The organism is Mucilaginibacter sp. OAE612, assembly GCF_041806395.1.
Lineage (GTDB): Bacteria > Bacteroidota > Bacteroidia > Sphingobacteriales > Sphingobacteriaceae > Mucilaginibacter > Mucilaginibacter rubeus.
Window position 1 is genome coordinate 3,860,200 of the sequence record NZ_JBGMUW010000001.1, and the last position, 24,179, is coordinate 3,884,378.

Annotated in this window: 20 protein-coding genes; 10 read left to right on the forward strand and 10 right to left on the reverse strand. The window is 43.2% G+C overall.

Annotation, left to right across the window (positions count from 1 at the left end; all coding sequences use genetic code 11):
* Positions 1-24 precede the first annotated feature (24 nt).
* The 4 genes from ABID99_RS15975 to ABID99_RS15990 all read left to right on the forward strand — a co-directional run bounded on the left by ABID99_RS15975 (position 25) and on the right by ABID99_RS15990 (position 7,167).
* Complete coding sequence (locus tag ABID99_RS15975) at positions 25-1,254, forward strand: DUF4998 domain-containing protein (RefSeq protein WP_373614330.1); 1,230 nt, start codon at positions 25-27, stop codon at positions 1,252-1,254.
* Positions 1,255-1,350: 96 nt separating this feature from the next.
* Complete coding sequence (locus ABID99_RS15980; RefSeq protein WP_373614331.1) at positions 1,351-2,658, forward strand: alpha-L-fucosidase; 1,308 nt, start codon at positions 1,351-1,353, stop codon at positions 2,656-2,658.
* Positions 2,659-2,688: 30 nt separating this feature from the next.
* The gene (locus ABID99_RS15985; protein WP_373614332.1) at positions 2,689-5,028 is read left to right on the forward strand and encodes a glycoside hydrolase N-terminal domain-containing protein; all 2,340 of its coding nucleotides are present in this window, start codon (positions 2,689-2,691) and stop codon (positions 5,026-5,028) included.
* 75 nt (positions 5,029-5,103) lie between these two features.
* Entirely contained in the window at positions 5,104-7,167 is a 2,064-nt protein-coding gene (locus ABID99_RS15990) for an alpha-galactosidase (RefSeq protein ID WP_373614333.1), read from the forward strand.
* An 80-nt stretch (positions 7,168-7,247) separates the two neighbouring features.
* On the opposite strand, the gene ABID99_RS15995 is transcribed toward ABID99_RS15990, so the two are convergent.
* The 6 genes from ABID99_RS15995 to ABID99_RS16020 all read right to left on the reverse strand — a co-directional run bounded on the left by ABID99_RS15995 (position 7,248) and on the right by ABID99_RS16020 (position 13,780).
* Complete coding sequence (locus tag ABID99_RS15995; RefSeq protein WP_373614334.1) at positions 7,248-7,421, reverse strand: hypothetical protein; 174 nt, start codon at positions 7,419-7,421, stop codon at positions 7,248-7,250.
* Between the two features lie 301 nt (positions 7,422-7,722).
* A complete protein-coding gene (locus ABID99_RS16000; protein WP_373614335.1) occupies positions 7,723-8,589 on the reverse strand; it encodes a helix-turn-helix transcriptional regulator in 867 nt (288 codons plus the stop codon).
* Positions 8,590-8,601: 12 nt separating this feature from the next.
* On the reverse strand, positions 8,602-8,967 hold the full coding sequence (locus ABID99_RS16005) for a VOC family protein (RefSeq protein WP_091171082.1): 366 nt from the start codon (positions 8,965-8,967) through the stop codon (positions 8,602-8,604).
* Positions 8,968-9,600: 633 nt separating this feature from the next.
* On the reverse strand, positions 9,601-10,227 hold the full coding sequence (locus ABID99_RS16010) for a response regulator (RefSeq protein WP_090524105.1): 627 nt from the start codon (positions 10,225-10,227) through the stop codon (positions 9,601-9,603).
* A 2-nt stretch (positions 10,228-10,229) separates the two neighbouring features.
* The gene (locus tag ABID99_RS16015) at positions 10,230-13,190 is read right to left on the reverse strand and encodes a two-component regulator propeller domain-containing protein (RefSeq protein ID WP_373614336.1); all 2,961 of its coding nucleotides are present in this window, start codon (positions 13,188-13,190) and stop codon (positions 10,230-10,232) included.
* Positions 13,191-13,312: 122 nt separating this feature from the next.
* On the reverse strand, positions 13,313-13,780 hold the full coding sequence (locus ABID99_RS16020; RefSeq protein ID WP_139159908.1) for a nuclear transport factor 2 family protein: 468 nt from the start codon (positions 13,778-13,780) through the stop codon (positions 13,313-13,315).
* A gap of 275 nt (positions 13,781-14,055) precedes the next feature.
* On the opposite strand from ABID99_RS16020, the gene ABID99_RS16025 reads away from it, so the two are divergent.
* Together ABID99_RS16025 and ABID99_RS16030 are read left to right on the forward strand one after the other, a co-directional pair.
* Positions 14,056-15,873 (forward strand): ATP-binding protein, encoded by a 1,818-nt coding sequence (locus tag ABID99_RS16025; protein WP_090524095.1) that lies wholly within the window; start codon positions 14,056-14,058, stop codon positions 15,871-15,873.
* Positions 15,874-15,887: 14 nt separating this feature from the next.
* Positions 15,888-16,715 carry a hypothetical protein gene (locus ABID99_RS16030; RefSeq protein ID WP_090526152.1) on the forward strand — a complete coding sequence of 276 codons (828 nt, stop codon included), beginning with the start codon at positions 15,888-15,890 and terminating at the stop codon, positions 16,713-16,715.
* A 14-nt stretch (positions 16,716-16,729) separates the two neighbouring features.
* Here ABID99_RS16030 and ABID99_RS16035 read toward each other — a convergent pair whose 3' ends face one another.
* Positions 16,730-17,122 (reverse strand): VOC family protein, encoded by a 393-nt coding sequence (locus ABID99_RS16035; protein WP_090524093.1) that lies wholly within the window; start codon positions 17,120-17,122, stop codon positions 16,730-16,732.
* 126 nt (positions 17,123-17,248) lie between these two features.
* On the opposite strand from ABID99_RS16035, the gene ABID99_RS16040 reads away from it, so the two are divergent.
* Positions 17,249-17,422 (forward strand): hypothetical protein, encoded by a 174-nt coding sequence (locus ABID99_RS16040; protein ID WP_175489889.1) that lies wholly within the window; start codon positions 17,249-17,251, stop codon positions 17,420-17,422.
* Positions 17,423-17,516: 94 nt separating this feature from the next.
* Positions 17,517-19,190, forward strand: coding sequence for a patatin-like phospholipase family protein (locus ABID99_RS16045; protein ID WP_090524090.1), 1,674 nt, complete (start codon positions 17,517-17,519; stop codon positions 19,188-19,190).
* Between the two features lie 87 nt (positions 19,191-19,277).
* Here ABID99_RS16045 and fabF read toward each other — a convergent pair whose 3' ends face one another.
* Positions 19,278-20,522 carry a beta-ketoacyl-ACP synthase II gene (fabF, locus tag ABID99_RS16050; RefSeq protein WP_090526151.1) on the reverse strand — a complete coding sequence of 415 codons (1,245 nt, stop codon included), beginning with the start codon at positions 20,520-20,522 and terminating at the stop codon, positions 19,278-19,280.
* A 108-nt stretch (positions 20,523-20,630) separates the two neighbouring features.
* Between fabF and ABID99_RS16055 the strand changes: the two genes are divergently transcribed.
* Positions 20,631-21,113, forward strand: coding sequence for a hypothetical protein (locus ABID99_RS16055; RefSeq protein ID WP_090524087.1), 483 nt, complete (start codon positions 20,631-20,633; stop codon positions 21,111-21,113).
* Here the strand turns inward: ABID99_RS16055 and ABID99_RS16060 are convergent, their stop codons facing one another.
* Positions 21,114-21,956: an oxaloacetate decarboxylase gene (locus ABID99_RS16060; protein ID WP_373614338.1), complete on the reverse strand. Its 843-nt coding sequence runs from the start codon at positions 21,954-21,956 to the stop codon at positions 21,114-21,116.
* Positions 21,957-22,100: 144 nt separating this feature from the next.
* On the opposite strand from ABID99_RS16060, the gene ABID99_RS16065 reads away from it, so the two are divergent.
* A complete protein-coding gene (locus tag ABID99_RS16065) occupies positions 22,101-22,727 on the forward strand; it encodes a CatA-like O-acetyltransferase (RefSeq protein ID WP_373614340.1) in 627 nt (208 codons plus the stop codon).
* Between the two features lie 123 nt (positions 22,728-22,850).
* On the opposite strand, the gene ABID99_RS16070 is transcribed toward ABID99_RS16065, so the two are convergent.
* Positions 22,851-24,143, reverse strand: coding sequence for a DUF885 domain-containing protein (locus tag ABID99_RS16070; protein ID WP_373614341.1), 1,293 nt, complete (start codon positions 24,141-24,143; stop codon positions 22,851-22,853).
* Positions 24,144-24,179: the final 36 nt, after the last annotated feature.

Here is a 24,179-nt window from a genome sequence, read left to right on the forward strand (position 1 = left end):
TTAACTCATTTAGATTAAACGAACATGAAAAATATTGTCAGAATAGCTGCTTTCTGTTTGCTTGGATACCTGTTGTATGGTTGCAGCAAGCAAGACACACAGTTTGAATCATACTTAAACGGTCATGAAGTTAAGTATCCGGGCACAGTAACCAATGCCCACTCCCGTCCCGGAAATTTACGTGCCGCCCTTACCTGGAACCCAAGCTCCGATCCCAGCATAACCCGTTACGTGATATACTGGAACAATAAGGCCGATTCAATCATTTACAATTCCACCAACCACAATACGTCGGATAGTTTAACGGTTGTTATACCAAACCTGAACGAATACATTTATTCGTTCACTGTTTTCTCGTACGATGCCAAAGGCAACCGCTCTATTCCGCTTGATATCAACAATGTAAGAGTTTATGGGCCTATTTATCAATCGGGCTTAGCAAACAGGGGGTATAATGTTACCAATCCATATGGAATCAGTGCCGATGGAAAGCTTACCCTTAATTTCCTAAAAGTTGATACCAGTACCCATAATGTGTTCACAAACATAAAATACACCAATAAAGCCGGTAAAGAAAGTTTTGGAAAACTTAGCGCCGATAGCATGTCGGTTACCCTGGCAGACTATAAGGCGGATACGAAGATCCAATTCATCTCGGCCTTTAAACCAACGGCAAATGCTCTTGACACCTTTTATGTAGCTAACTATGAGGATTTCCCAGCCATTAATTCTGTTGCTGTTTGCGATAAAAAGCTTTTCAAAAAAGTATATCTGCCTAATGATGCCAAGCCTTATGAAGGCGATACCGACATAGACAGGCTTTGGGACGGCAGCGTTGGCCCGCAGGGTTTCCCTAACATTTTCCATAGCGATGGTAACGGCCCTCTTCCGGTAGTTATTACTTTTGATATGGGCGCACTTTACAAAGGCCTGGTAGCTATTGAAGAGACAGGCCGAAACTGTTGTCACAACCCCGATGATTTTGAAGTATGGGGCATTGCGGATATTACCAACGCTGCTACTACCCTGAAAGCTAATGATGCTGGCTGGACTGCCGAATCTATTTCCAAAGGCTGGAAACTGCTTAAAGAGATTAAAAGGACCGACGACGGCAGCGCGCCATTAAAGGTAAACTTCGATCCTAATCCTCCGGCGGTACGTTACATCCGCATCAGGATCAAACACAACTCAAACAACGAGGGTAACTACACCAATATGAGCGAGCTTACCTTCTGGAATAACGCACTACTATAATAACACCCCAATGACCGGGCTGCCTGGCGGCCTGGTCATATTTTAAAAAGTATAAAAACGACTGGCCTCTATAATGTTCACCTCAAAAATTCCGCAATGAAAAAACCGGCAATTATCCTCCTTTACCTGTTTTCTATAATCAAACTTAGCTTCGCTCAGCAGGCTGTTCCTTTAAAAACACCGAAGGCAATTTTGGACGATTTCATGACCAAACGCTTCGGCATGTTTGTGCACTTCGGGCCGGTAACTTTACGAGGTACCGAAATTGGCTGGAGCCGCAACAAAGAAGTAGCGCAAGATGACTATGATAACCTGTACAAGGAGTTTAACCCGGTTTTATTTAATGCCGATGCCATAGTAAAAGCCGCCAAAGATGCAGGCATGAAATACCTGGTGATTACGGCAAAACACCATGATGGCTTTGCTTTATGGCCATCCGCTTTTACTGACTATAACATCAGCAAAACACCATATAAACGCGATATGGTTGCCGAACTGGCTACGGCCTGCAAAAAACAGGGTATCCTGTTTTGCATCTATCATACCGTGCTCGACTGGCACGACCCTAACTACCCTATCCATAACCCTTACGATTCGACAAAGAATGTTAGGGGTGATATGGCGGCCTTTAAAACGCAAATGAAGAATGAGCTAAAAGAGCTCATCACCAAATATCATCCCCACCTGCTTTGGTTTGATGGCTACTGGGAAAAACCATGGACCAATGCCGACGGGCAGGAGATCTATTCGTACATTAAAAGTATTGATCCAAAGGTGATCGTAAACAACCGCTTAGGCAAAGAAAGCGAAAAGCTGAACGCCCAATCGGTAGGTGATTACCTTACGCCCGAACAGCGCATCGGTCAGCTGAATATGAACGAACCATGGGAAAGCTGCATCACCATCTGCCAGCAATGGGCATGGAAACCTAATGATAAAATGAAAACCGCGCAGGAGTGTATCCAAACACTGGTAAAAACAGCCGCCGGTAATGGCAACCTACTATTAAATGTTGGACCTATGCCTGATGGCCGCATTGAAGTGAGGCAAGTTGAAACATTACGGCAAATGGGTGCCTGGCTAAAAAAGTATGGTGAAAGTATTTATGGCACCAAAGGCGGCCCGATTGCCCCAAATGATAACTATGCTGTTACACGCAAGGGAAACAAGCTCTATTTGCATATATTTCAGAAAAAAGGTAATAAAATTGCGTTGCCTAACCTGCCAGGCATTAACATAACCAACGCCTACGTGCTGAGCGGACCCAAAGTAAATTATAAGCTGGATGCGACAGGCTATAGTATTGATTTGCCTCAGACCTTACCCGATGCAAACAGCAATGTTATAGTATTGGAACTGAACAAAAACGCCGAAGAAATCCCTGTAATTGCCGCAGGTAAATAAAATAAAACAGAAAACCTAATTAACATAAACATGCTAAAAAGAACGCCCCTGCTAATAACTGTAATGATAACAGGTATTACAACGTTTACTCACGCACAAACAAAACAATTAAAACTTTGGTACAAACAGCCTGCACAGCGCTGGGAAGAAACCCTTGCACTTGGCAACGGAAGGTTAGGGATGATGCCCGATGGTGGCATTACTAATGAAAAAGTGGTGTTGAATGATATCACCATGTGGTCGGGATCATCGCAGGATGCCAACAATTACGAAGCTTATAAAAAATTGCCTGAGATCAGGAGCTTGCTTGCAGCCGGTAAAAACGTAGAAGCACAGGCCATTATCGATAAATCATTTGTGTGTACTGGTAAAGGATCGGGCGGGGTGCCTTTTGGCTGCTTCCAAATGCTTGGCGATTTAAACCTGAGCTACCAATACAAAGGTGTTGAGGGCCAAGACGTAAAGTACGATAATTACAAGCGTGAGCTATCATTAAATAACGCGCTTGCCAAAACTACTTACCAGGTAAACGGTGTTACTTACAAACGCGAATATTTTACCAGTTTTGGTAATGATGTAGATGTGATAAAACTAAGCGCCGACAAGCCGGGAATGCTTAACCTGAGCATCAATATCAGTCGCCCGGAACGTGGGGTTACTTCAGTAGAAGGTAATGAGCTTGACCTTACCGGCCAGTTGGATAATGGTACAGATGGTAAGGGGGTTGCATACAAAGCAAGGGTAAAAGCACAGCTAACCGGTGGTTCATTAAGCACCACTCCTACTTCGCTGGTTATTAAAGACGCTACTGAGGTGATCATTTACGTATCAGCAGGTACGGATTTTAAAAATCCGAAATACCTTAGCAAAATAGACGGTGCGCTGAAGTCCGCTATGAAAAGCCCTTATGCTTCGGAAAAACAGCAGCATATCGCCAACTTTCAAAATCTATTTAACAGGGTGAACGTTGATCTTGGCACTTCAGAGGCCGAAAAATTAGCAACAGACCAACGACTTATCGCTTTTCGCAACAACCCTGACGCCGATAAAAGTCTGCCGGTTCTGTTTTACCAGTTTGGCCGCTATTTGAGCATCTGCAGCACCCGTGTAGGCCTGTTGCCACCCAACCTGCAAGGTTTATGGGCTAACGAAGTGCACACCCCGTGGAACGGCGACTATCACCTGGATATTAACATTGAAATGAACCAATGGCCGGTTGAAGTTTCTAACCTGTCAGAACTGAACCTGCCCCTTGCCGACCTGGTTAAAGGGATGGTGCCACATGGCGAAAAAACAGCCAAAGCTTATTACAACGCCGATGGCTGGGTAGCACACGTAATTACCAACCCATGGGGATTTACCGAGCCTGGTGAAAGCGCATCATGGGGGATTTGCAAAGTTGGTTCGGGCTGGCTTTGCGACAACCTGTGGCAGCACTATGATTTTACAGGAGATAAAAATTACCTGAAACAAATTTACCCGATATTGAAAGGTGCAGCGCAGTTTTACAACAGCATGCTCATCAGCGATGCTAAAACCGGCTGGCTGGTTACTTCTCCTTCATCATCGCCCGAAAATAGTTTTTACCTGCCCGATGGCACACATGCCAGCATCTGCGTAGGTCCAACTATCGATAATCAGATCATCCGCGAGTTGTTTAACAATGTGATAACAGCAAGCAAAGTATTGGGCAAAGACGAGGCATTCAGCAAAATACTGGCTGCTAAAGTGAAAAAGCTCCCGCCGCCGGGTGTTATATCTAAGGATGGGCGCATCCAGGAATGGCTGGAGGATTATAAAGAAACCGAACCGCAGCATCGCCACGTATCGCACCTGTATGGTTTATTTCCGGCATCTCAGATTACACCAGAAGCTACACCCGCACTTGCCGAAGCCGCTAAAAAAACTTTAGAAGTACGTGGCGACGATGGCCCAAGCTGGTCTATCGCCTACAAAATATTGTGGTGGGCACGTTTGCATGACGGAAACCGCACTTACAAACTGTTTAAGGAACTGATGAAGCCAACCATCAAAACCGATATTAACTACGGTGCAGGCGGCGGCGTATATCCTAATTTGCTATCAGCCGGTCCGCCGTTTCAGATTGATGGCAACTTTGGTGCAACAGCCGGTATTGCCGAAATGCTGATCCAGAGCCATGCCGGGTTCATTGATTTTATCCCTTCTATCCCCGACGCATGGAAAGTCCAGGGCCAGGTAAAAGGACTTAAAGCCCGCGGCAATTTTACTGTTGATATGAAATGGAAAGATGGTAAAGTAACCGCTTACAAGGTAACCTCCCCTACTCCGCGTACAGTTAAAATAAAAGTTAACGGACAGATCAAAAGCATAATGGCCGTTAAAGCTTAAAAACACCTTATAAGCAAATAAGGTACCCTGAAAGAGGTGCCTTATTTATAACAAATTGACAATAACCTAAAATTCATGCAAAAATTTCTTAATAGCTTTATAATTGCTGTGCAATTGTCCGGCTTGCTTTGCGTTTGGCAGCCGGCAATTGTTTCGGCATCGGCCAATATCCAGCCGTCTCAACAAGGCGGCATATCGTTTTCATATAGCCCCGCCGGCACTATTAGCTATGACAAAAAAAACGGCACCTTTTCTGTTACCGAAAACGGTAAAACTGTACTTAACAATTGCTATAGTAAAGCCTATATCAACGGAAAGTTCATTATCTCAAGGGATTATAAACATATCACTTATAACAAAAACCAGATAACTGATGACTTTGGCAAGGGTGTTAAACATACCTTTACACTAACCGACAATAATTTGCCAAACATGGTACAGGTGTTTTATACCTACCCATCGCATAAAGGCTATTTTTTTGTTCAACTTTATATTGAAGGCAAAAACCTGAAAACAAATTATACGGAGCCAATAGCCGGAAATATGGCGACAATACCCGGCGATACCCGTTCGTTATTTGTACCTTTTGATAACGATACCTTTATCAGTTATGATTCAAAAGCGTTTAAAGCGCCGCTTACCAATACCAGCGCCGAAGTAGGTACTGTTTTTGATAACAGCAGCCGTAACGGTTTTGTGTTTGGATCTGTGGAACACGAAATCTGGAAAACCGGCGTGCGTACCATCGCCAAAAAAGACAGCGCCAATACCTTTGAGATATGGGGCGGTTATACCGAAGAGGCCGTAAACCGCGACAAGATAGCACATGGTTATATCAACGGTGATACCGTTAAATCGCCCAAAGTATTTGTTGGTTGGTTTGCCGACTGGCGCAATGGTATGGAAGAGTTTGGTAAAGCCAACCGTATTGCCGAACCACCTTACGTTTTTAACTGGACCAAACCTACCCCCATTGGCTGGAACAGCTGGGGCGTAATGCAGGAAAAACTCAGCTACGACAAAGCTATTAAAGTAGCTAACTTTTTTGCCGACAGCATCCCTGCATTCCGTAACGGCAATACCGCGTTTATTGATCTCGATTCGTTTTGGGATAACATGATCAGCGGTGGCTGGGAAGGCGATTTTGGCAAGCTAAAATCATTTGCCGATTATTGTAAATCAAAAGGCTTACAACCCGGCGTGTACTGGGCCCCATTTACCGATTGGGGATGGAAAGGTGGCCCCGATCGTAAAGTTTTAGGAAGTAACTACACCTATGGTGAAACATGGACAAAAGTTGGCGACAGCTATCACGACATAGATGGCGCCCGTGCAACCGATCCAACCCATCCGGGCACTTTGCAACATATTGACTATGTAATTGGCAAACTAAAAGCCTGTGGTTTTAAAATGATCAAGATTGACTTTTTAGGCCATGCGGCAGCCGAATCAAGCCATTTTTATGATCCCAAAATCACCACCGGTATGCAAGCCTATAAAAAAGGAATGGAACATCTGATTGACCAGTTGGGTGATCAGATGCTGATTTATGCGGCCATTTCCCCCAGCCTGGCAACTGGGCGTTACGCGCATATGAGGCGCATTGCATGCGATGCTTTTAAAACTGTAAAAGATACCCGCTATACCCTCAACAGCGTAAATTACGGCTGGTGGCAAACTTACCTATATAATTACATTGATGCCGACCATGTTGTACTTTCAACCGAAAGCGAGGGCGCAAACAGGGCAAGGATGCTCTCGGCAGTTGTTACCGGCACGTTCATAACCGGTGATGATTTTTCGACACATGGGCAATGGAGTGACAGAGCAAAAGCTATGTACCAGAATCCTGAGATTTTGAAAATTGTCCAAAATGGAAAAGCTTTCTGGCCGGTTGAAGGTAACACCGAAACAGATACAACCGAGCAGTTCACGCAAAAAATTGGCAACAGCTTTTACCTGGCACTGTTTAACTATAGTGAAACTGATAAAGTGTATACTATCGACCCGAAAAGAGTTGGTATGGGGGCCGAAAAAGCAGCAAATGCTAAATCGTTACTGCAAGGCACTAACGTAAACACAAAAAACGTTTTAGTGAAAGCAGGAGATGCAGAATTATTAAAATTTGAATTGAATTAATAAACACTGCAAAGGCGCCGGCAACAGATTCCCCTTTAATCGCCGGACGCCTTTTGAGGGGATGAAACCCTGTATCGTTTTTAACTGTTCAATTTAGCTGATTTTGCCCGTTTGCATGCAAGCGGGCATTTTGATTTTTTTGCGTTCATGCAGCATTTGTTTTTGTGTTTAACGCCCGCAATGTTAGTCTTTTCTATCTGGAGCGAAGTAAAAAACAATCCGCCGGTAACGGCCAGTATGGTAAAAAATTTCATAGCAGTAGGTTTTAACTTAAGAGACGATGTTTTTTTGCGAATGTTACAGTTAATTAGCCAAATGTTGATTTTCGCATATTTTTTTAACAGGACCATCATTCAATGTCATTTTTATGTTCTCCTCATCCTCCTACCCCTCAAAAACAAAAAGTCAGTGACCTCGCGTTACTGACTTTTTCATTAACTATTAACTGACCAAATATCCTTAACAAAAAACTATCTGGTACTGCAAACATAGTGTGTTAAGTACGTGCTACATGTGTGAAAAGCACCATCTTGGCACACAAAAAACATTTTCATATCATGCTGATTGCCTGTATTTTAATGGTGTTATCTTATAATGCGTGCGGAATAACCTGATGAACGAACTTGGGCATTCAAAACCTACCATACCAACTACTTCATTTACAGGATAACGAGTATCTTTCAGCAGCATTAGTGAGCGTTTTAAACGCAGCTGGATCAAAAACTGGTGCGGTGTTAAACCAAAAGCCTGCTTAAAAGTGCGCAGCAAATGGTTAACCGAAAGACAGGCATGTTCGGCAAGATCTTCAAGGCTAATGTTTTGGTTATAATTACTGTACAAGTACTCTTTAGCCAGGTTAAGACGCCGCAGGATCTCAACCCTGGTACCCTGGTTTAAAAAATCGAGCTTTTCGGCTTTTTTACAGATCTCATCATTATAAATATGAAAATAATTGATGAGCGTATGGTGCAGGTATTCGTTGATCAGCATTTCATCCTGCATGCCATTGTCAAGGTGTTGTTTCAGGTGAAATACATTGTACTTGATATCGCCCGCAAACGGATATATAGTTTCATTAAACTCCGGCTGTATTTTGCCGTTACCATAGCCCTTAGTTAACAAAGTGTCATTGTCAAAGGTCCAGCAATCTTTAAAATCCTGCAAAAACTGCTGATCAAAATTGATGGCAAATGATTGTACCTGCTGGCCAAGATCTGTGTCGGTTGAATATTGTGTACCCCTGTTCAGGATCAGGAACGAATCGGGATATATGGACAAATGCCTGCGGCCAATATCATAACGTTCATTACCGCTTAATACAAAGCGAAGGCTTAAATCTGAAGTATACTGCGGCCCCTGTCTCTGACCGCCGGTGCGGCTTACAATCTTATTATTGTTGCGTAATACTTTTGAATAGTCCATTGTGATATGATTTTATTGTTCGTTATAATTTCTTTCTTCCAGTAACATGAATTTGTTGCCCGCCGGATCCAAAAATTCGGCTGCCAGTCCGGCTGGTAAATATGCAGGCGACTTGCAAAAAAATACGCCGGCCGTACGGAGCACATGATAATCGTTCAAACAGTCGGCAGTGTTAATGATAATATTACTCTTATCACTGTTGCTATCGTTATTAGTTACAAGCAACGCCACATTTAATTTATCCGACTGGATCACCGTGCTTTCCCTGCCCTCGTAAAATGTCATTGTACCTGTTATTTTGAAACCTAATTTTTGAGTATAAAAATCAATTTGTCCCTCAAAGTCGGCTGTATACACAGGTATATATTTCAATTTCATTTTACAGTAGCTATTAACGGAAACCAGATTGTAATGATGGAAACCAACCTGTTGGCCAGGGGCAGCAAACAGGATAATTTTTGAAGCGGGTTTACAGTAGCCGGTCAGTTAAAACTACTTAACATATCAAAGGTACTTTACCTGCAGGGGGATAGTATCCCCCTATTTGGGGGATTTGTGAATTAGTAGGGTTTGGAGCATTTATTACCGGACGATAACGGCTATTAGTGATTAATCATGTCATTGCTGTAACATCAGCCCCCCCGGAAAAAATCTTAATGAAATCTAAGATATATTTTAGAGATGGTGCATGGGTCTGCGTTAGGGATGGAAGCGGATACCGGCCCGTGGCTAAGGCTTTGTGCAGTATGAGCGTACAGCCCGGCCGCAGGCAACGCCCATGTTACGAAACAAATCAAAAAAAAGCTAATAATCAACAACCTACAATCACACCATTATAAAAAACGAAGCAATCGCACGGAAGCGTAACCGCCCTGTATAATATGCGATTGCTTCGTTCCTCGCAATGACATTTTTCGACATTAGCGCTGCCAACGTAGGTGTTGTCACCAACATTTTTCATCAACTTAATTATATACGAAAATCTGCGCCCCCCTCAAACATCCTCTAAGCCTATATCAGTTTATTCTGCCTTGCCAGCTTAATAGCATCGGCACGCGAGTTTACATCGAGTTTTAGGTAGATGTTTTTGATGTGGCTCCGAACGGTTTCCAGGTCAATAAACAATTCATTAGCTATCTGGCCGCGGCTTTTACCTTCGCCTATCAGCTCCAGGATCTGGGTTTCACGTTTAGATAACGGCGATTCCTGATTTTTTTGGAACGAGCGGATTACCAGGCGTGCAATGTTGATACTCATAGGGCCGCCGCCTTCACGTACTTCTTTTATCGATTCGATGATCTTGGTTGACGGGGTGTTTTTTGTAAGATAGCCCGATGCCCCGTTGGCCAGCGCGTTAAAAATCTGTTTTTCAGATTCGTAAACAGTTAGAATTAAGATATAGCAGTTGGGCAAAAGCTTTTTTAATTTGGGTATAGCGTCAATGCCGTTAACTCCGGGCAGCTCTATATCCAGCAGGATTACATCGGGTTTATCCGCAGCTATTTTTTTAGCAGCCTCGTCATATGAACAATAGGTACTGATCACATCATAGCCCTCGGTAGCACCAATTAAAAAGGCATAGCCATCGCGCAGGGTTTCATCATCCTCAATAATACTTACCTTAATGTTACGGGCCATGCTTAATTGCTTAACTGATTTTTACTAAACTTTAAAGTTACTGATGTGCCTTTGTCTGCTTCCGAATTAATGAGCAGTGATGCGTTGATCCGTTTTGCGCGGGCATGAATGTTATTGATCCCCCGGCCGCGATGAGCTGCGCTGCTATCAAACCCTTTACCATCATCGGTAACCCGGAGTGCTATCGCGCTTTTATCGCTCTGATCAAGCTCAAAAACTACCTGTCCGGCATCGGCATGTTTAAGGATGTTATTTAATAGCTCCTTAAATATCATGGTGATGTTACGGCTGTATTCCATAGGCAGTTTTACCAGCTGGATATCTTCATCAACGGCAGCAAACTCAAAATCAACCGGTACATCATGAAAAACCTCTATCCCTATCTCGCGGATATGGTTCAGGGTTTCATATAAGTTATCACTTTTAGGGTCGAGCGCCCACAGGATATCCTTTGTACCGTTGTATAGTGATGCCGCGTTTTGCTTGATCTGATCCACGATTCCACGCTGATCCGCCTGCTCCTTATCTATTTTGGCATTCAGTATTTCTGATAAGACGGTGATGCGGGTTAATTTGTTACCCAGATCGTCATGAAAATCTTCGGCTGTTTGCTGGCGGATCTTTAACTTCTCTTCCCGCTTCATGGCTTCAATTGCCTTTTGACGTTTTATTTTACGCTGATGCACTAAATTTTGCACTCCGAAACCCAGCAGAACTAAAAATATAATGACTAATAACCTAAAGGTAAAAGTTTGATAAAAAGGCGGAATGATCACAAAACTGAAACTGGCCATCTTCGGCGATACCTGCCCGTCGGGGCTTATGGCTTTTACCTTGAAAGTATATGTACCGGGCGGCAGCGAAGGATAATTGACCACATTATTGCGCATGGGCGAACTAAAAGCACTATCCAGCCCAACCAGTTTATACTGGTAAGATACCGCGTCAGGATTTTTGAGGTAAACACCAAGAAAAGATATCGACAAATGATTTTGATTATGTTTAAGCTCAGCCCAGTCATTAAGGTCGATAGAAGAGCGTTTTTCGCCATCCTCCTTCATCAACTGTACCGATTTGATGAACACATGCGGCGGCGGCGAGGGAACCATTTTTGTCATGGTATTATACACCATAACAGCCTTGGTGGTACTGATCCAAATCTCGTGTCCGCGGTGCATAATGGCATTCTGGTTGGCCTCTACCACCGGTTCCTTTGAGCCTATGTTATCAATTACCCAAAAAGTTTTCTTTGCAGGGTCGTATTGCATCCGGTTAATTCCCCTGCCGGTACCCATCCAAAGGCGGCCACGTTCATCAGCAGCAAGGCTGTAAATACTATTGGCTTTGAGCCCGTCATCAACATTATAAATATTTACCGCTCCGGTTGTCATATCCCAGGTGTATAAACCGCTATCATCTGTACCAACCAGCAGCAGGTCGCGATATCGAATCATGCTGTAAACCGCGGTAGCCGGAAATGATTTAAGTTTAAACCCCGGAACTATTTTTTTATTTACGGCCAGCATAACACCGTTTTGGGTGCCTATCAAAAGAGAATCGCGCCCCAGGCGAAGCATTGCGGACGAATAAGGGGGAATACCTTCCAATTGTTTCAGCTCGCCGTTTTGGTAATAGAAACAGCCCATTGACGTGCCCAGCCATATAGTACCACTGTCATCGGCAGTAATAAAATTACAAGCAAAAGATGAACTGTTTTTTACCTGTCTGAAACCCTTTTTATCATACTGCCATAAACCAGTTTGCCCGGTACCAATCCAAACAGTGCCGTTTTTATCGGTATATAAACTTTGCACCCCCTTTAAATATGGCGAACCGGTTGGTACGGGCACTTCGCTGGTCCTTTTTCCATCATATCGCAAAATGCCACCACCATCAATCCCCATTAAAACATTTTTGTTCCAGTCTTCAGTTACCGACATTACGATTTTTGATTCGGGAATACCTTGTGTGCGGTCAAAAATAGTATACCGGTCGCCTTCGCAGCGGTAAAGACCGTTACCAAGACTGCCCAGCCACAGGTTTTTATCGGCATCAAAATAAATATCAGGGACAGAGTTATCGGTAAGTCCGTTTGATGAGTTATAGTGGATCACACCATCACTCATAATACAATATGCTCCATTATCGGTACCCAGCCAAATATTGGCATCAGCGTCCTGTTCAATGCACAATAACTGACCTTTTATTTTTCCCGTAATATTTTTTATATCCAGTGGTTTAGCCATACCATTCCTGGCGCATAACAAACCCGAGCGGGTTAAAAGATAGGTTTTGCTTTTATCAAAACGGTCGAAAAAAATCCTTTTGATAATTTGCTCACTATATTGGGAATCAATATCAATTACATGCTCCCATTTTTGTCCTTTTAGGCGATAAATACCTTTTTTGTAAACAGACACGTATAACGAACCTGCGCTGTTAACAGCCAAACTGGTGATAAAAATATCAGGATCATCATTAATAGGGACATGCTGCATCTTATCATTTTTTATCCTGAACAGCATCCCGGCTGCTGTAACCCAGATAGTTCCCTCTCCATCCTGGGTTATGTTGCCTACAAAAGAGCGTTTAACCGGTATATCTGGTTTATACTTCACAATCCGGCCATTATAAAGCCTTGCAAGCCCGTTCATGGTACCAAACCAGGTACAGCCCCCTTTATCCGAAAAAATGGTTGCAACATAGTTATCCGGCAAACCGGTTAAGCGGGTATATGCGGTAAAGTCTTTACCATCAAAACGGCAGGCCCCGCCAAAGGTACCTATCCAAAGGCGATGATCGGTATCCATGGAAAGCTTGTTTATTTGCGACTGGATGAGCCCATCCTCAATATCATAGTGCGCAAAAATGTATTTCTGTGCATGGACCTGGCTTGTAAACAACAGCATACCTGCAAGGAAACACAAAATCAGAAAAACGGGGAAACGCGATAGCTTATTCAATTAAAAACGTAAATTAAATTACCTGTATGGGGGTACAATTAAAAAGTTAAATTAAAGCTAATTAAAATAAAAAAAATCACCCCAATAGGGTGATTAATTATTATCAGTTACGGGAGTAAATTTTAATTTTTGGCTACAACAGAATTGCCATTGTTTAAAGGCGTTTTTATGTCCTCAAACATTTTGCAAACCTGTGTAATTTTCCAGTCGTGCCGGTCATTTTTCTCGATGATGAGGTAATCATGCTGCGTGCAGTTTTCGTAGTTAAAATCAACCCGTGCAATTACCATGGCATCGCTTTTGGCAAGCACTTCGTAATTCGACTGGCAATTTTGCTGGGTCCCGGCATCCTTTTTCATCATGCTTACCAGGTCGTCTTTTTCCTGTACAAGTACCTTTTCACCACGGGGTAACTTTAATACGGAATTATCGCTCATGATTGATTTTAATTTTTTAAAGTTGGAGGTCATGTGGCTGTCAATGAAGTCGCGGATCACGCTGGCGTATCCTGTTTCGGCGGCCGGACGGCCATACATGGTGCTGGCAGATAATAACCCTACTATGCATGCCAATAAAAATTTATTTTTCATTTGTGATATTTTTTTGATCAAATGTGGGCAGGCTTTGATCAAAAAAATATGCCTATCACACCAAGCAACCCGGCCATACAGCAGGCTGGTGCCTTTCGCCTATAAAGGTCATTTTTTGCACTTTTTGAGCAGATCTGCAATTAATCTGAAAATCTGTTCAGATAATTCTTTAATTATCAATAAACCATAGCAGAACCTGTCCTGCATATTTAAATCTGTACGAAAATATTTTTATTTTTGAGAGCATCTTTCACCGATTAAAACCACGCCATAACTTGGAACCGACTGAAAACTTTTTCCGAAGCATTATTGAGGCCTCGCCTTTTCCGGTGTATATGTGTATGGGGCCGGATAAGCTCATTGCCATAGCCAATGATGCTACCTTGAAAGCATGGGGAAAAGACAAATCGATAATTGGGAAACCATTTGACGAGGCGCTGCCCGACCTTCAGGGCCAGCCGTTCAGCAGCCTCATAAGCGAAGTATACCGTACCGGCGAAACTTATCACGGCAACAATGCACCTGCCGAATTTATAATTAACGGCAAACGGCAAATTAATTATTACAAGTTTACTTACCAGGCTGTACGTAACTCGCGCGGTAAGATAGTTGGCGTTATTTGTTTCTCGACCGATGTTACCGAAATTGAACATGCTCGACAGGCCATGGAAGAGAGCAGGCATACCTTGTATAACATGGTGAGGCAAGCCCCCGTGGGCATTTGCATTATAAACAGTGATAACCTGGTAATTGAAGTAGTGAATGACTCGTATCTTGAGCTGGTAGGCCGTAAACGTGCAGAAATGGAAAACAGGGGCGTTTGGGAAGCCATCCCCGAAACGGCCGAATTGTATGCCCCCGTAATGGATAATGTTATTGAAACAGGGCAACCGATTACCGCCAAGGAGCATAAACTGCTGCTTGTACGCAATGGCGTACCCGAAATGGTATTTATTGATTTTGTTTATGAGCCTGTTAAAGGGTTTGACGGCGAGATAAGCGCTATTATGGTAATTGCCATTGATGTAACTGAAAAAGTTTTTGCACGCCGCAAAATTGAGGAAGCCGAAGAAAGGGCCAGGCTGGCCGTTGAAGCTGCTGAAATCGGCACCTTTGATCTTGACCTCGTTACCGACGAGATACTTACATCTGAAAGGTTTAACATTATTTTTGGAGTTGGGCGTGATGCCCCCCGCGATTTATTTTTGAAAGCACTGCATCCCGATGACCTTGAACTACGCAATAATGCCCATAAAACAGCTCTTACTACCGGAAAACTGTTTTATGAAGCGAGGATCATCTGGCCAAACGGCTCTATACGCTGGATCAGGACGCAGGGTAAGGTTTATTATGGCTCAATAAACAAACCGTTGCGTATACTGGGCACCTTGCTTGATATTACCGAGTTTAAACATTTGCAGCAGCAAAAAGACGATTTTATCAGCGTTGCCAGCCATGAGCTAAAAACGCCAATGACATCGATCAAAGCATCGATGCAATTGCTGGACAGGTTGATCAAGGTTGATCCCTCATCTGATAAGATCCCCCAGTTTATTAGCCGCGGCAATAGCAGCCTGAATAAAATGCAGCAACTGGTTGATAGCTTGCTTAATGTTTCAAAAATTACCGCGGGGCAGCTTGCACTTCATAAAACACGTTTTTTGGCAGCCCAAATGATCAATGAGTGCTGCGACCACGTGAGGCTTGCAGGTACACATGAACTTGAACTTACAGGTGACACCGATCTGGAACTATACGCCGACAGACAACGGATAGACCAGGTTGTTGTTAATTTTGTAAACAATGCGGTTAAATATGCACCCGACAGCAACCGGATTGTCATCAATATCAGTAAACAGGACAACATGGCCAAAATATCGGTACAGGATTTTGGCCGGGGGATCCCGCCGGAGAATATCCCGCATTTATTTGAACGCTACTACCGGGTTGATACCTCGGGTATTCAATACTCAGGGCTTGGACTTGGCTTGTATATCAGCGCGGAGATCATTGAGCTTCACGGCGGCGAAATGGGGGTTGAAAGCGAAGTAGATAAAGGCAGTACCTTTTGGTTTACGATACCGTTAAATTGAAATTTAAATCCCGATTGAAAATAGTAAAACCCATAATCATCGTTTTATTGTTTTGCCTGCTCACTGTTTTTACACAAATTGGTGGGCTGGTTTATCTCATTTCAATTAGCCTGCATAAACTAATCAACAAAACCGTAAATAATAAATATTACCGGCAAATCACCAAGGCTGCAGTTTTTATGGTGTTATATTGCCTTACCACTTTTTTAATTGTACCTCCGCTTGCCAGGCTTTCGGGCAGGGTGCCGCTCCCCTTCTCCCAAATCAATCATTTAAAGCCGCTAAACCGGCTAACCTGCCTGTTCAACCATAATTATGTTCGCCCGCAACTTAAGCAGGCTGCATTTGCCGTAGCCGCCGAAATGAACGATAAGTATCCGGGAAGTACCCTGAATTATCTTGACGCGAGCTTTCCGTTCATTAATGGGTTTCCGCTTATGCCCCACCTGAGTCATAACGATGGTAAAAAACTCGATCTCGCATTTTTTTATATTGATAACAAAACAGGCTCAGAAACCGATAAAACACCTTCGCCAATCGGATACGGAATTAGTGAAGAGCCGCGCGCCGGGGAAATCAACACAACACAGGCTTGCCTGATAAAGGGTTATTGGCAGTACAGCTTTTTGACTAAAATGGTTCCCCAGAGCAATAAAGTTAATTTTACTTTTGACAGTTTACGAACAAAGGCACTTGTAACCCTCTTTGCATCGAAAAATGTCATCAAAAAAATATTTATCGAACCTCATTTAAAAAATCGTCTGGGCATCCAAACACCAAAGCTACGATTTCACGGATGCCGTGCAGTAAGGCATGACGACCATATTCATGTACAACTATAGATTTAAAGCATTTATTAATTTTCAACATACGGATTATAACAGATCTCCCAGCAATTCCCTTCAGGGTCGGCAATAAAACCGGCATAACCGCCCCAGAAAGTTTCAGCCGGATGCTTCAGGATTTGTACTTCTGCCAACCTCAATTGGGCTATTTTGGTTTCAACATCAGCTTTTGAAGCCAGATTTATAGTAAGATAAAAACGATTGCTTCCGGCATTATTGCTTATATTTGTGTACTTTGAAAAAAGCAGCTCACTGCACAGGGTAAGCACCAAATTATCAAGCTTTAACATTATTACCTTTTCGTTTTCGGCAAGCATCTGCCATCCGAATTTCCCGGTATAAAATGCCTTGACCTCGTCAAGATCTTTAACTGCAAGAGTAATGGCGGTTAGATGGGCCTGCATTGTATATTTTTTTATTAGATCCTATCCAATCATGAAATCAGGGTTCCTGGCTGATTTTATTTCACACTCAAATTTAATCGCCAGTTAATACAGCCGGAGTAAATTGAGCTAACCAAATATATAAACATGCAGATCAATTATTTCATAGTAGCCATTGTGACAACCCTGTTAATAGCATTAATGATATGGATAGTTAAAACTAACCGTGAAGACGAAAAAGACTTTGAAAGGCAGATCATTGACCGGGAACTTAAACCAAGGGAACACCCCAAACCTCAAAAAGCCCATAAAGCCATGTGATCGGGTAAAACCCGCTATCAACTCGCGTAGTTTCACGTATCATTTTGTACGATCCTTTTTTTTAAATTTAACAACCCAACCTAATATCTATCTCATGGCAGCAGATAAAACTTCAGATCAGCAAGTATTTTATGTAGGACTTTGTATGGCCGGCGCCGTATCTGCCGGAGCCTATACAGCAGGCGTTATTGATTACCTGCTTCAGGCATTAGCAGAATGGGAAAAGCATCGCAATGAACCCGGTGTCCCATCGCACAGGGTGCAGATCCCGGTAATGGGCGGCGCGTCGGCAGGCGGTATGACCAGTATCATGGCCGCATCCTCCCTTAACAACCCGATAACCCATATCGACAAGCCATCAGGAGATCTTTTAACCGAACATCCCGAAAACAAGCTCTACCACTCCTGGGTTGACCTTGTGCAGGCTGATATGTTCACAAAAATGCTGGATACCAGCGACATCAAAAGCTCGGGTGTAATATCGGCACTTAATTCTGATTTTATTAATGATGTTGCCAAACGCGTAGTTGCTGCCGATCCAAAACAATGGCAGCCGCTGCCCGCTTATATTAAACCCGGTTTAAAGATCTTTACCACGCTTACAAACCTGCAGGGCTACGCCTACAATGTTCCGTTTAATTCGTCATCGCCGCAGCGTACCAAATATAACATGCGCATCCATAATGATTACGCATGCTTTGAACTTACAGAAAACGCCATTGCCGGGCATAATAACGGCTGGATGCCGCTTGACCTGAAAAATAATATTAATACGGATATAGCCGCCGACGCTGCAATGGCCACCGGCGCCTTTCCGGTTGGATTGCAATCAAGGATAGTTAAACGCGATGCCCAATATGTTAACAATAACCCATGGTTAAGCAATTACCTGGTTAATACCCCTATTGATGCCGGTGCATACCAAACTCTCAACGTTGATGGCGGCATGATCAATAACGAACCTTTTGATAAAGTCAGAAGTGTTTTGGACGATCTTACCGGTCAGCCCGATGTGGACTACAACAACTTTAACAAGTTTGTTTCAACTGTGCTGATGATTGAACCTTTCCCTACCCAGGCGCCCACGCCAATTTCACAGTCAAGGTCTATATCAAACGTAGTAGGTTTAACGTTGTCATCTATGCTATCGCAAATGCGCTCAAAGGCTGTTAATATTAAAGACGCTATGGACGAGGATTGCGCAGGTCAGTACCTGATCACGCCATCGCGCCGCGTAGATACGCCCGATGGCAAATCGACAGACCTAACCGGCGAGCAAGCCATAGCCTGCGGTGCGCTGAGCGGATTTAGCGGTTTTTTAAATAAAGAATTCAGGGTGCATGATTTCTTTTTAGGCCGGCACAATTGTAAGATCTTTTTGCGCGATTACTTTACCATACCAGCCAAAGCACTTACCACCAACCCTATTTTTAAAGATGGCTATGCTAATGCCGACAAAGCCAAATTTAAATCAACCCAAAGTGATAGTTACCAGATCATCCCTGTATTTGAAGAAGATATCAAATTCCCGGATATTAAATTTAGTTCGGGCAACAACTGGCCCACTATTAAAGAACAGGATATAGACCGTTTTAGTGATGGATTAAAAAATCGGGCTCAAACCATTATGCTCAATGTAGCAGATCTAGGGTGGCTTACCAAAAGCCTGTTGTGGATAGGCGCTAAGGTGATCCTCAATAAAATGGTAACCAATAAAATTATGGTGGTGATAAAAGGCGAACTAAAAACCTGGAAGCTACTGCCGTAAGCAGCACATGAAATTAAACTTACTAAAATCCAGACTTACGAAGTTTAAAAAACTTCGTAAGTCTTCAATAGCTTTCTCATTTGAGCTTTAAATAGCTTTAAATACAACTATCCCGTTATGCCCGCCAAAGCCAAAAGTATTGCTCATGGCTACTTTCACTTTATGGTCGATGGCATCTTTCAATACAAACTTCAAATTATCCGGAATAGCGGGGTCTAAAGTTGTGGTATTGATTGTTGGCGGGATTATTTGATTTTCAATTGATTTTATAGCAGCTATGGCTTCAATAGCACCGGCGGCACCAAGCAGGTGACCAGTCATTGATTTGGTTGAACCGATGATGGTGTTTGTTTCTTTACCTTTTGTAACAGCAAGCAAAGCGTTAATTTCAGATAAGTCGCCAACCGGCGTTGATGTGGCGTGCATATTCAGGTAATCTACATCCTCAATGCTTAAACCCGATTCGGTCAATGCCTGCTGCATGGCACGGGCAGCACCTAATCCTTCCGGATGAGTGGCTGTCATGTGGTATGCATCAGCAGTCATAGATGCCCCGGTCACCTCTGCGTAAATATGTGCGCCGCGGGCAACTGCATGATCATAGTCTTCAAGTACCAAGGCACCGGCGCCTTCACCCATAACAAAACCATCACGATCAATATCAAATGGCCGTGAAGCATGCTGCGGATCGTTATTGCGGCCCGACATCGCTTTCATTGAGCTGAAACCTCCAATGGAAGCAGGCGTAATAGGCGCTTCTGAACCGCCAGTAACAATAATTTTAGCCTTACCTAAACGGATGTAGTTAAAGGCATCCATAATAGCGGTATTGGACGTAGCACAGGCCGAAACCGTGGTATAATTGATCCCCATAAAACCGTTACGGATAGAGATCATGCCCGAAGCCATGTTTGAAATAAACTTCGGCACAAAGAAAGGGCTAAACCTTGGCTGTCCGTTACCTTTGGCGTATTCAGTTACCTGCTCCTCAAAAGTTTCCATACCGCCTTGTCCGCTGCCCCAGATAATACCAACATCAAAGGGATCCATTTTGCTCAGATCAAAACCCGAATCTTTGATAGCTTCATCGGCTGCAACAAGCGCGTACTGGGTAAAGGTATCGGTACGTTTTAATTCGGCCTTATCAAGGTGATCTTTGATATTGAAATCTTTCAGTTCGCAGGCAAATTGCGTACGGAATAATGATGCATCAAAACGGGTGATGGTTGCAGCACCGCTTTTACCGGCAATTAAGTTTTGCCAATAAGTTTCTACATTATTTCCAAGCGGTGTTAAAGCGCCCAGACCTGTTATAACTACTCTGTTTAACATGATGGTTTTATTAAAATCGGCGCAAAGATATAAATATATACCACTTGGTATTTTGCTCAACATTTAAATAGTGTAATTTTACATATCTTCGATGCATAAACATCTGAAATGCGTTTTTTATTAAAACTCAAATCATGGCAATTATTCGCTCTCATTGTAATACCGGCTTTCGTCCCTAATAGCTACACAGTACTCATGTATTTGAGCTTATTAATAGGCCTTAGCTGGATTTATGCTATAGGCGTTACTATGCATTCTTTAATTCCAGTAATAAAACCTGATATAAAATATTTTCGGTTCTCTTTACTGCTGATCATAATTGCATTAATAATCTCCAGGATTGCGCAAGTTGGCGGAGATAATTTAGCAATATGGTTTTCTGCAACAGGAGGAATTATTTATGTTATAGGTTTCATATGTGCCTGTGGTTTTGCAGGCAAAATGCTTGAATCAGTAATTGAAGGAGAAATAGTTGGCAATAGCGATGCCCTTAAAGCAATAATTTGTCTTATTTTTTTTCCTATCGGTCTATGGCATATACAACCTGCCGTTCAACGGGTATTAGCTAAATATGACAAGCAAATTGTTTAATCACTTCCCAAAAATCTTATTTAATTCCGAGTAAGGAACAGCATCATTTACAAAACCATAACTTCCCTGTGAAAGTTCAACAGCGGCCCGCTGAAAAGCGCCCAAAGCAGCCCTTGCCAATGCCGAACCAAGACTTACCCTTTTTACACCCAGGTCGGCAAGTTCATTGAAGCTAATATCAAAACCTGCTGCGCCAAGTACAATATTCACGGGCTTAGGCGCAACGGCCTTTACTACTTCGCTTATTTGTTCCCTCGTTTTGAGGCCCGGCGCAAAAAGCACATCGGCACCTACATCGGCATAAGCAACAAGGCGTTTTATGGTGTCCTGCAGGTCTATTTTCCCGTGGATCATATTTTCGGCCCTGGCGGTCAATGTAAAATGAAAATGAAGGCTTCGCGCAGCTTCAACAGCAGCCTTTACCCGTGCAACCGAAAGGTCGAAATTGTAAATGGGATCTTTATCATTTCCCGTAGCATCCTCTATCGAACCGCCAACCAGTCCCATTTCCGCTGCGGCTAAGATAGTTTCGGCACAAATCTCCGGCGTATCGCCAAAACCATTCTCCAAATCGGCGGCTACCGGTAAATGGGTTGCGTTAATAATGGCGTGGGCATTATCCAGTGTTTCACTGCGGCTGATCAGGGCATAACCATCTGGCCGGCCCAGTGCATAAGCCAACCCGGCACTGGTAGTAGTAAAAGCTTCAAAGCCTAAACCGGCTAAAATTTTAGCCGAACCTGCATCCCATGGATTAGGGATAACAAACAGGCCATCACGTTCATGCAGAGCTTTAAAAACTTCGGCTTTTTGATATTGGTAATTGTTTATTGCAGATGACATTTGAAGGTTAGATTAGTGTTTATCGAAATTAAGCAAAAGTTAGCCTGCAATCACAAGTCTTAAGCCAGAAATTTGCTTTTTGACTTAAGACTTACGACTTCTAACTTCCGACTTAATATCCCTATTATTGCAACAGCAATAGTTATGAAACAAAAAGTAGATATTGAAAACTGGACCAGGAAAGAGCATTACAACTTTTTTAAACAGTTTGAAGAGCCCTATTATGGCATAAACGTAAACGTTGATGTAACAGCCGCCTATAAGTTTGTGAAGGATAACGGGATCTCGTTTTTCCTTTATACCATGTACCAGTCTTTAGCTGCCTCGCAAATTATTGAGCCTTTCAAATATCGTATGGAGGGCAATGATGTTTTTATTTACGACCAGATTGATGCCAGCTCAACCGTTCCGCGGGCTAATGGCACATTTGGCTTTGGTGAATGGCCTTTTCATCCGTTGTACGAAGATTTTGCCCGCGATGCAAATAAAGAAATTGAACGCGTGCAAAGTAACAACCTACTTGAACGCAAAGCTTTAAACAATGTGATCCGTTTTTCTTCGCTACCCTGGATCAATTTTACCTCACTGTCGCATGCGCGCATGTTTTCATTTATGGACAGCTGCCCCAAGGTTTCGTTTGGTAAAATGACCGAACATCATGGTAAGCGCACCATGCCGGTATCCATCCATGTAAATCACGCGTTGATTGATGGCATCCACGTGGGCCAGTATATAGATTGTTACCAGGAGCTGCTGAACAAAGGATTTTAGGCTGCCGTAAAACGCGCAGACGTTGCGTACCTCAGGCACGCTAAAACCCTTTAATAATTGTTCTACAACCCTTTAGCACCTCTGGTGCTATCTTTCCATCTATTGATTTACAAGATAAAAAGTTTAACTTTTTTTAAACACATTCTCCTTAACCATAAACAACGGCAGCGAGCCATGATCAAGCACGCGCGAATGGAAATCCCTGATGTTAAATTGCGCACCCTGCTTTTGCTGCAATTCCTCTTTCCAATGCAGTATTTGTAATGCGCCATACTTGTAGGTAACTACCTGTGCCGGCCAGCGGCGCATGCGGGCAATTTCGCGCATGGCAATATCATCCTGTCCCCGGATGTTCTTTTTCCAAAATGCCAGCGCCTGTTCATCTGTCCAGCCGTAATAATTAAGCGCTACATCCAAGGGTACACGTACCGACCGTACAATGTCCCACTCCCATTTACCCAGCTCATCATAAGGCGTTTTGTATATGCCAAGTTGTTTGCCTAACTCTTCGGTATATGCCGCCCAACCCTCAGCAAAGCCCATATAATAAAAAAGCTGCTGCACGGCTGATGTTTTGGTTAGTGCCTCCATACTCGCCTGGTAATGGTGACCGGGAACGCCCTCGTGCATAAAAAGCCAGTCGACCTGCCGCTTATTGTATGGGGTATCAAAAAGGTTATAATAAAACACATTACTATCGTAATAGCCGGGTGTTTGTGCCAGTTGCCTGCTTTCGCCTTTTACAATTTTTAGCGGGGCTATATTGGTATTGCTAAACAGTTTGGGCATGTTGGCATAAATGACCGCTTTGGTATTTTCGAAGGCTTGCTGAACTGCCTTCGGGTCACTGATAAAAAAGGAAGGATCATTGATGTGTTTATAAAAATCGTCCTGGCTTAACCCGGTTTGCAGGCGGATAGCTTCAATATGCTTTTGAACGCGGGCCACTTCGGTAAGGCCAAACTGGTAGATCTCATCAGGAGTGGCGCTGGCACTGGTCCAGCGTTTAAGCAGGTAGGCATACCAGGCTTTTCCGTTAGGGAGGTTGATAATACCATTGGTTGGAACAGCCGCCGGTTTGTTTTTTAACCAATCCTGTTCAAGGGCAATCCGTTCCAGGTTTAGACCGGTTTCATAACTGATCAGCTGATAATCTACTTTTTCCGGTTCGCTGAGCTGATCTGCCTTAAAAGCCGATAAGCCGGTTTTGACTTTTGTAAAAAAGTCCAGTTGCTTTTGCACATCGGCGGCTGTGCCAATATGCTCTAAGCCACTTACGTAGCTTAACTCCAATTGTGGTAAATGCAATTTGGTGTAGCCGGCTACAAAATCATTGCAAAAAGCATCAAACGTTTGCTGACCAAAAGCAAAAGAAGAAGTTAAAATAAAAAACAAAAAAACAAGAGGTCGCCTCATAACAACGGAGTGGTTAACAAACCTAAATATTTGCTT

Coding starts and splice junctions, on each gene's coding strand:
- ABID99_RS15975 (WP_373614330.1), top strand. CDS start 25: ATGAAAAATATTGTCAGAATAGCTGCTTTCTGTTTGCTTGGATACCTG.
- ABID99_RS15980 (WP_373614331.1), top strand. CDS start 1,351: ATGAAAAAACCGGCAATTATCCTCCTTTACCTGTTTTCTATAATCAAA.
- ABID99_RS15985 (WP_373614332.1), top strand. CDS start 2,689: ATGCTAAAAAGAACGCCCCTGCTAATAACTGTAATGATAACAGGTATT.
- ABID99_RS15990 (WP_373614333.1), top strand. CDS start 5,104: ATGCAAAAATTTCTTAATAGCTTTATAATTGCTGTGCAATTGTCCGGC.
- ABID99_RS15995 (WP_373614334.1), bottom strand. CDS start 7,421: ATGAAATTTTTTACCATACTGGCCGTTACCGGCGGATTGTTTTTTACT.
- ABID99_RS16000 (WP_373614335.1), bottom strand. CDS start 8,589: ATGGACTATTCAAAAGTATTACGCAACAATAATAAGATTGTAAGCCGC.
- ABID99_RS16005 (WP_091171082.1), bottom strand. CDS start 8,967: ATGAAATTGAAATATATACCTGTGTATACAGCCGACTTTGAGGGACAA.
- ABID99_RS16010 (WP_090524105.1), bottom strand. CDS start 10,227: ATGGCCCGTAACATTAAGGTAAGTATTATTGAGGATGATGAAACCCTG.
- ABID99_RS16020 (WP_139159908.1), bottom strand. CDS start 13,780: ATGAAAAATAAATTTTTATTGGCATGCATAGTAGGGTTATTATCTGCC.
- ABID99_RS16035 (WP_090524093.1), bottom strand. CDS start 17,122: ATGCAGGCCCATCTAACCGCCATTACTCTTGCAGTTAAAGATCTTGAC.
- ABID99_RS16040 (WP_175489889.1), top strand. CDS start 17,249: ATGCAGATCAATTATTTCATAGTAGCCATTGTGACAACCCTGTTAATA.
- ABID99_RS16045 (WP_090524090.1), top strand. CDS start 17,517: ATGGCAGCAGATAAAACTTCAGATCAGCAAGTATTTTATGTAGGACTT.
- fabF (WP_090526151.1), bottom strand. CDS start 20,522: ATGTTAAACAGAGTAGTTATAACAGGTCTGGGCGCTTTAACACCGCTT.
- ABID99_RS16055 (WP_090524087.1), top strand. CDS start 20,631: ATGCGTTTTTTATTAAAACTCAAATCATGGCAATTATTCGCTCTCATT.
- ABID99_RS16060 (WP_373614338.1), bottom strand. CDS start 21,956: ATGTCATCTGCAATAAACAATTACCAATATCAAAAAGCCGAAGTTTTT.
- ABID99_RS16065 (WP_373614340.1), top strand. CDS start 22,101: ATGAAACAAAAAGTAGATATTGAAAACTGGACCAGGAAAGAGCATTAC.
- ABID99_RS16070 (WP_373614341.1), bottom strand. CDS start 24,143: ATGAGGCGACCTCTTGTTTTTTTGTTTTTTATTTTAACTTCTTCTTTT.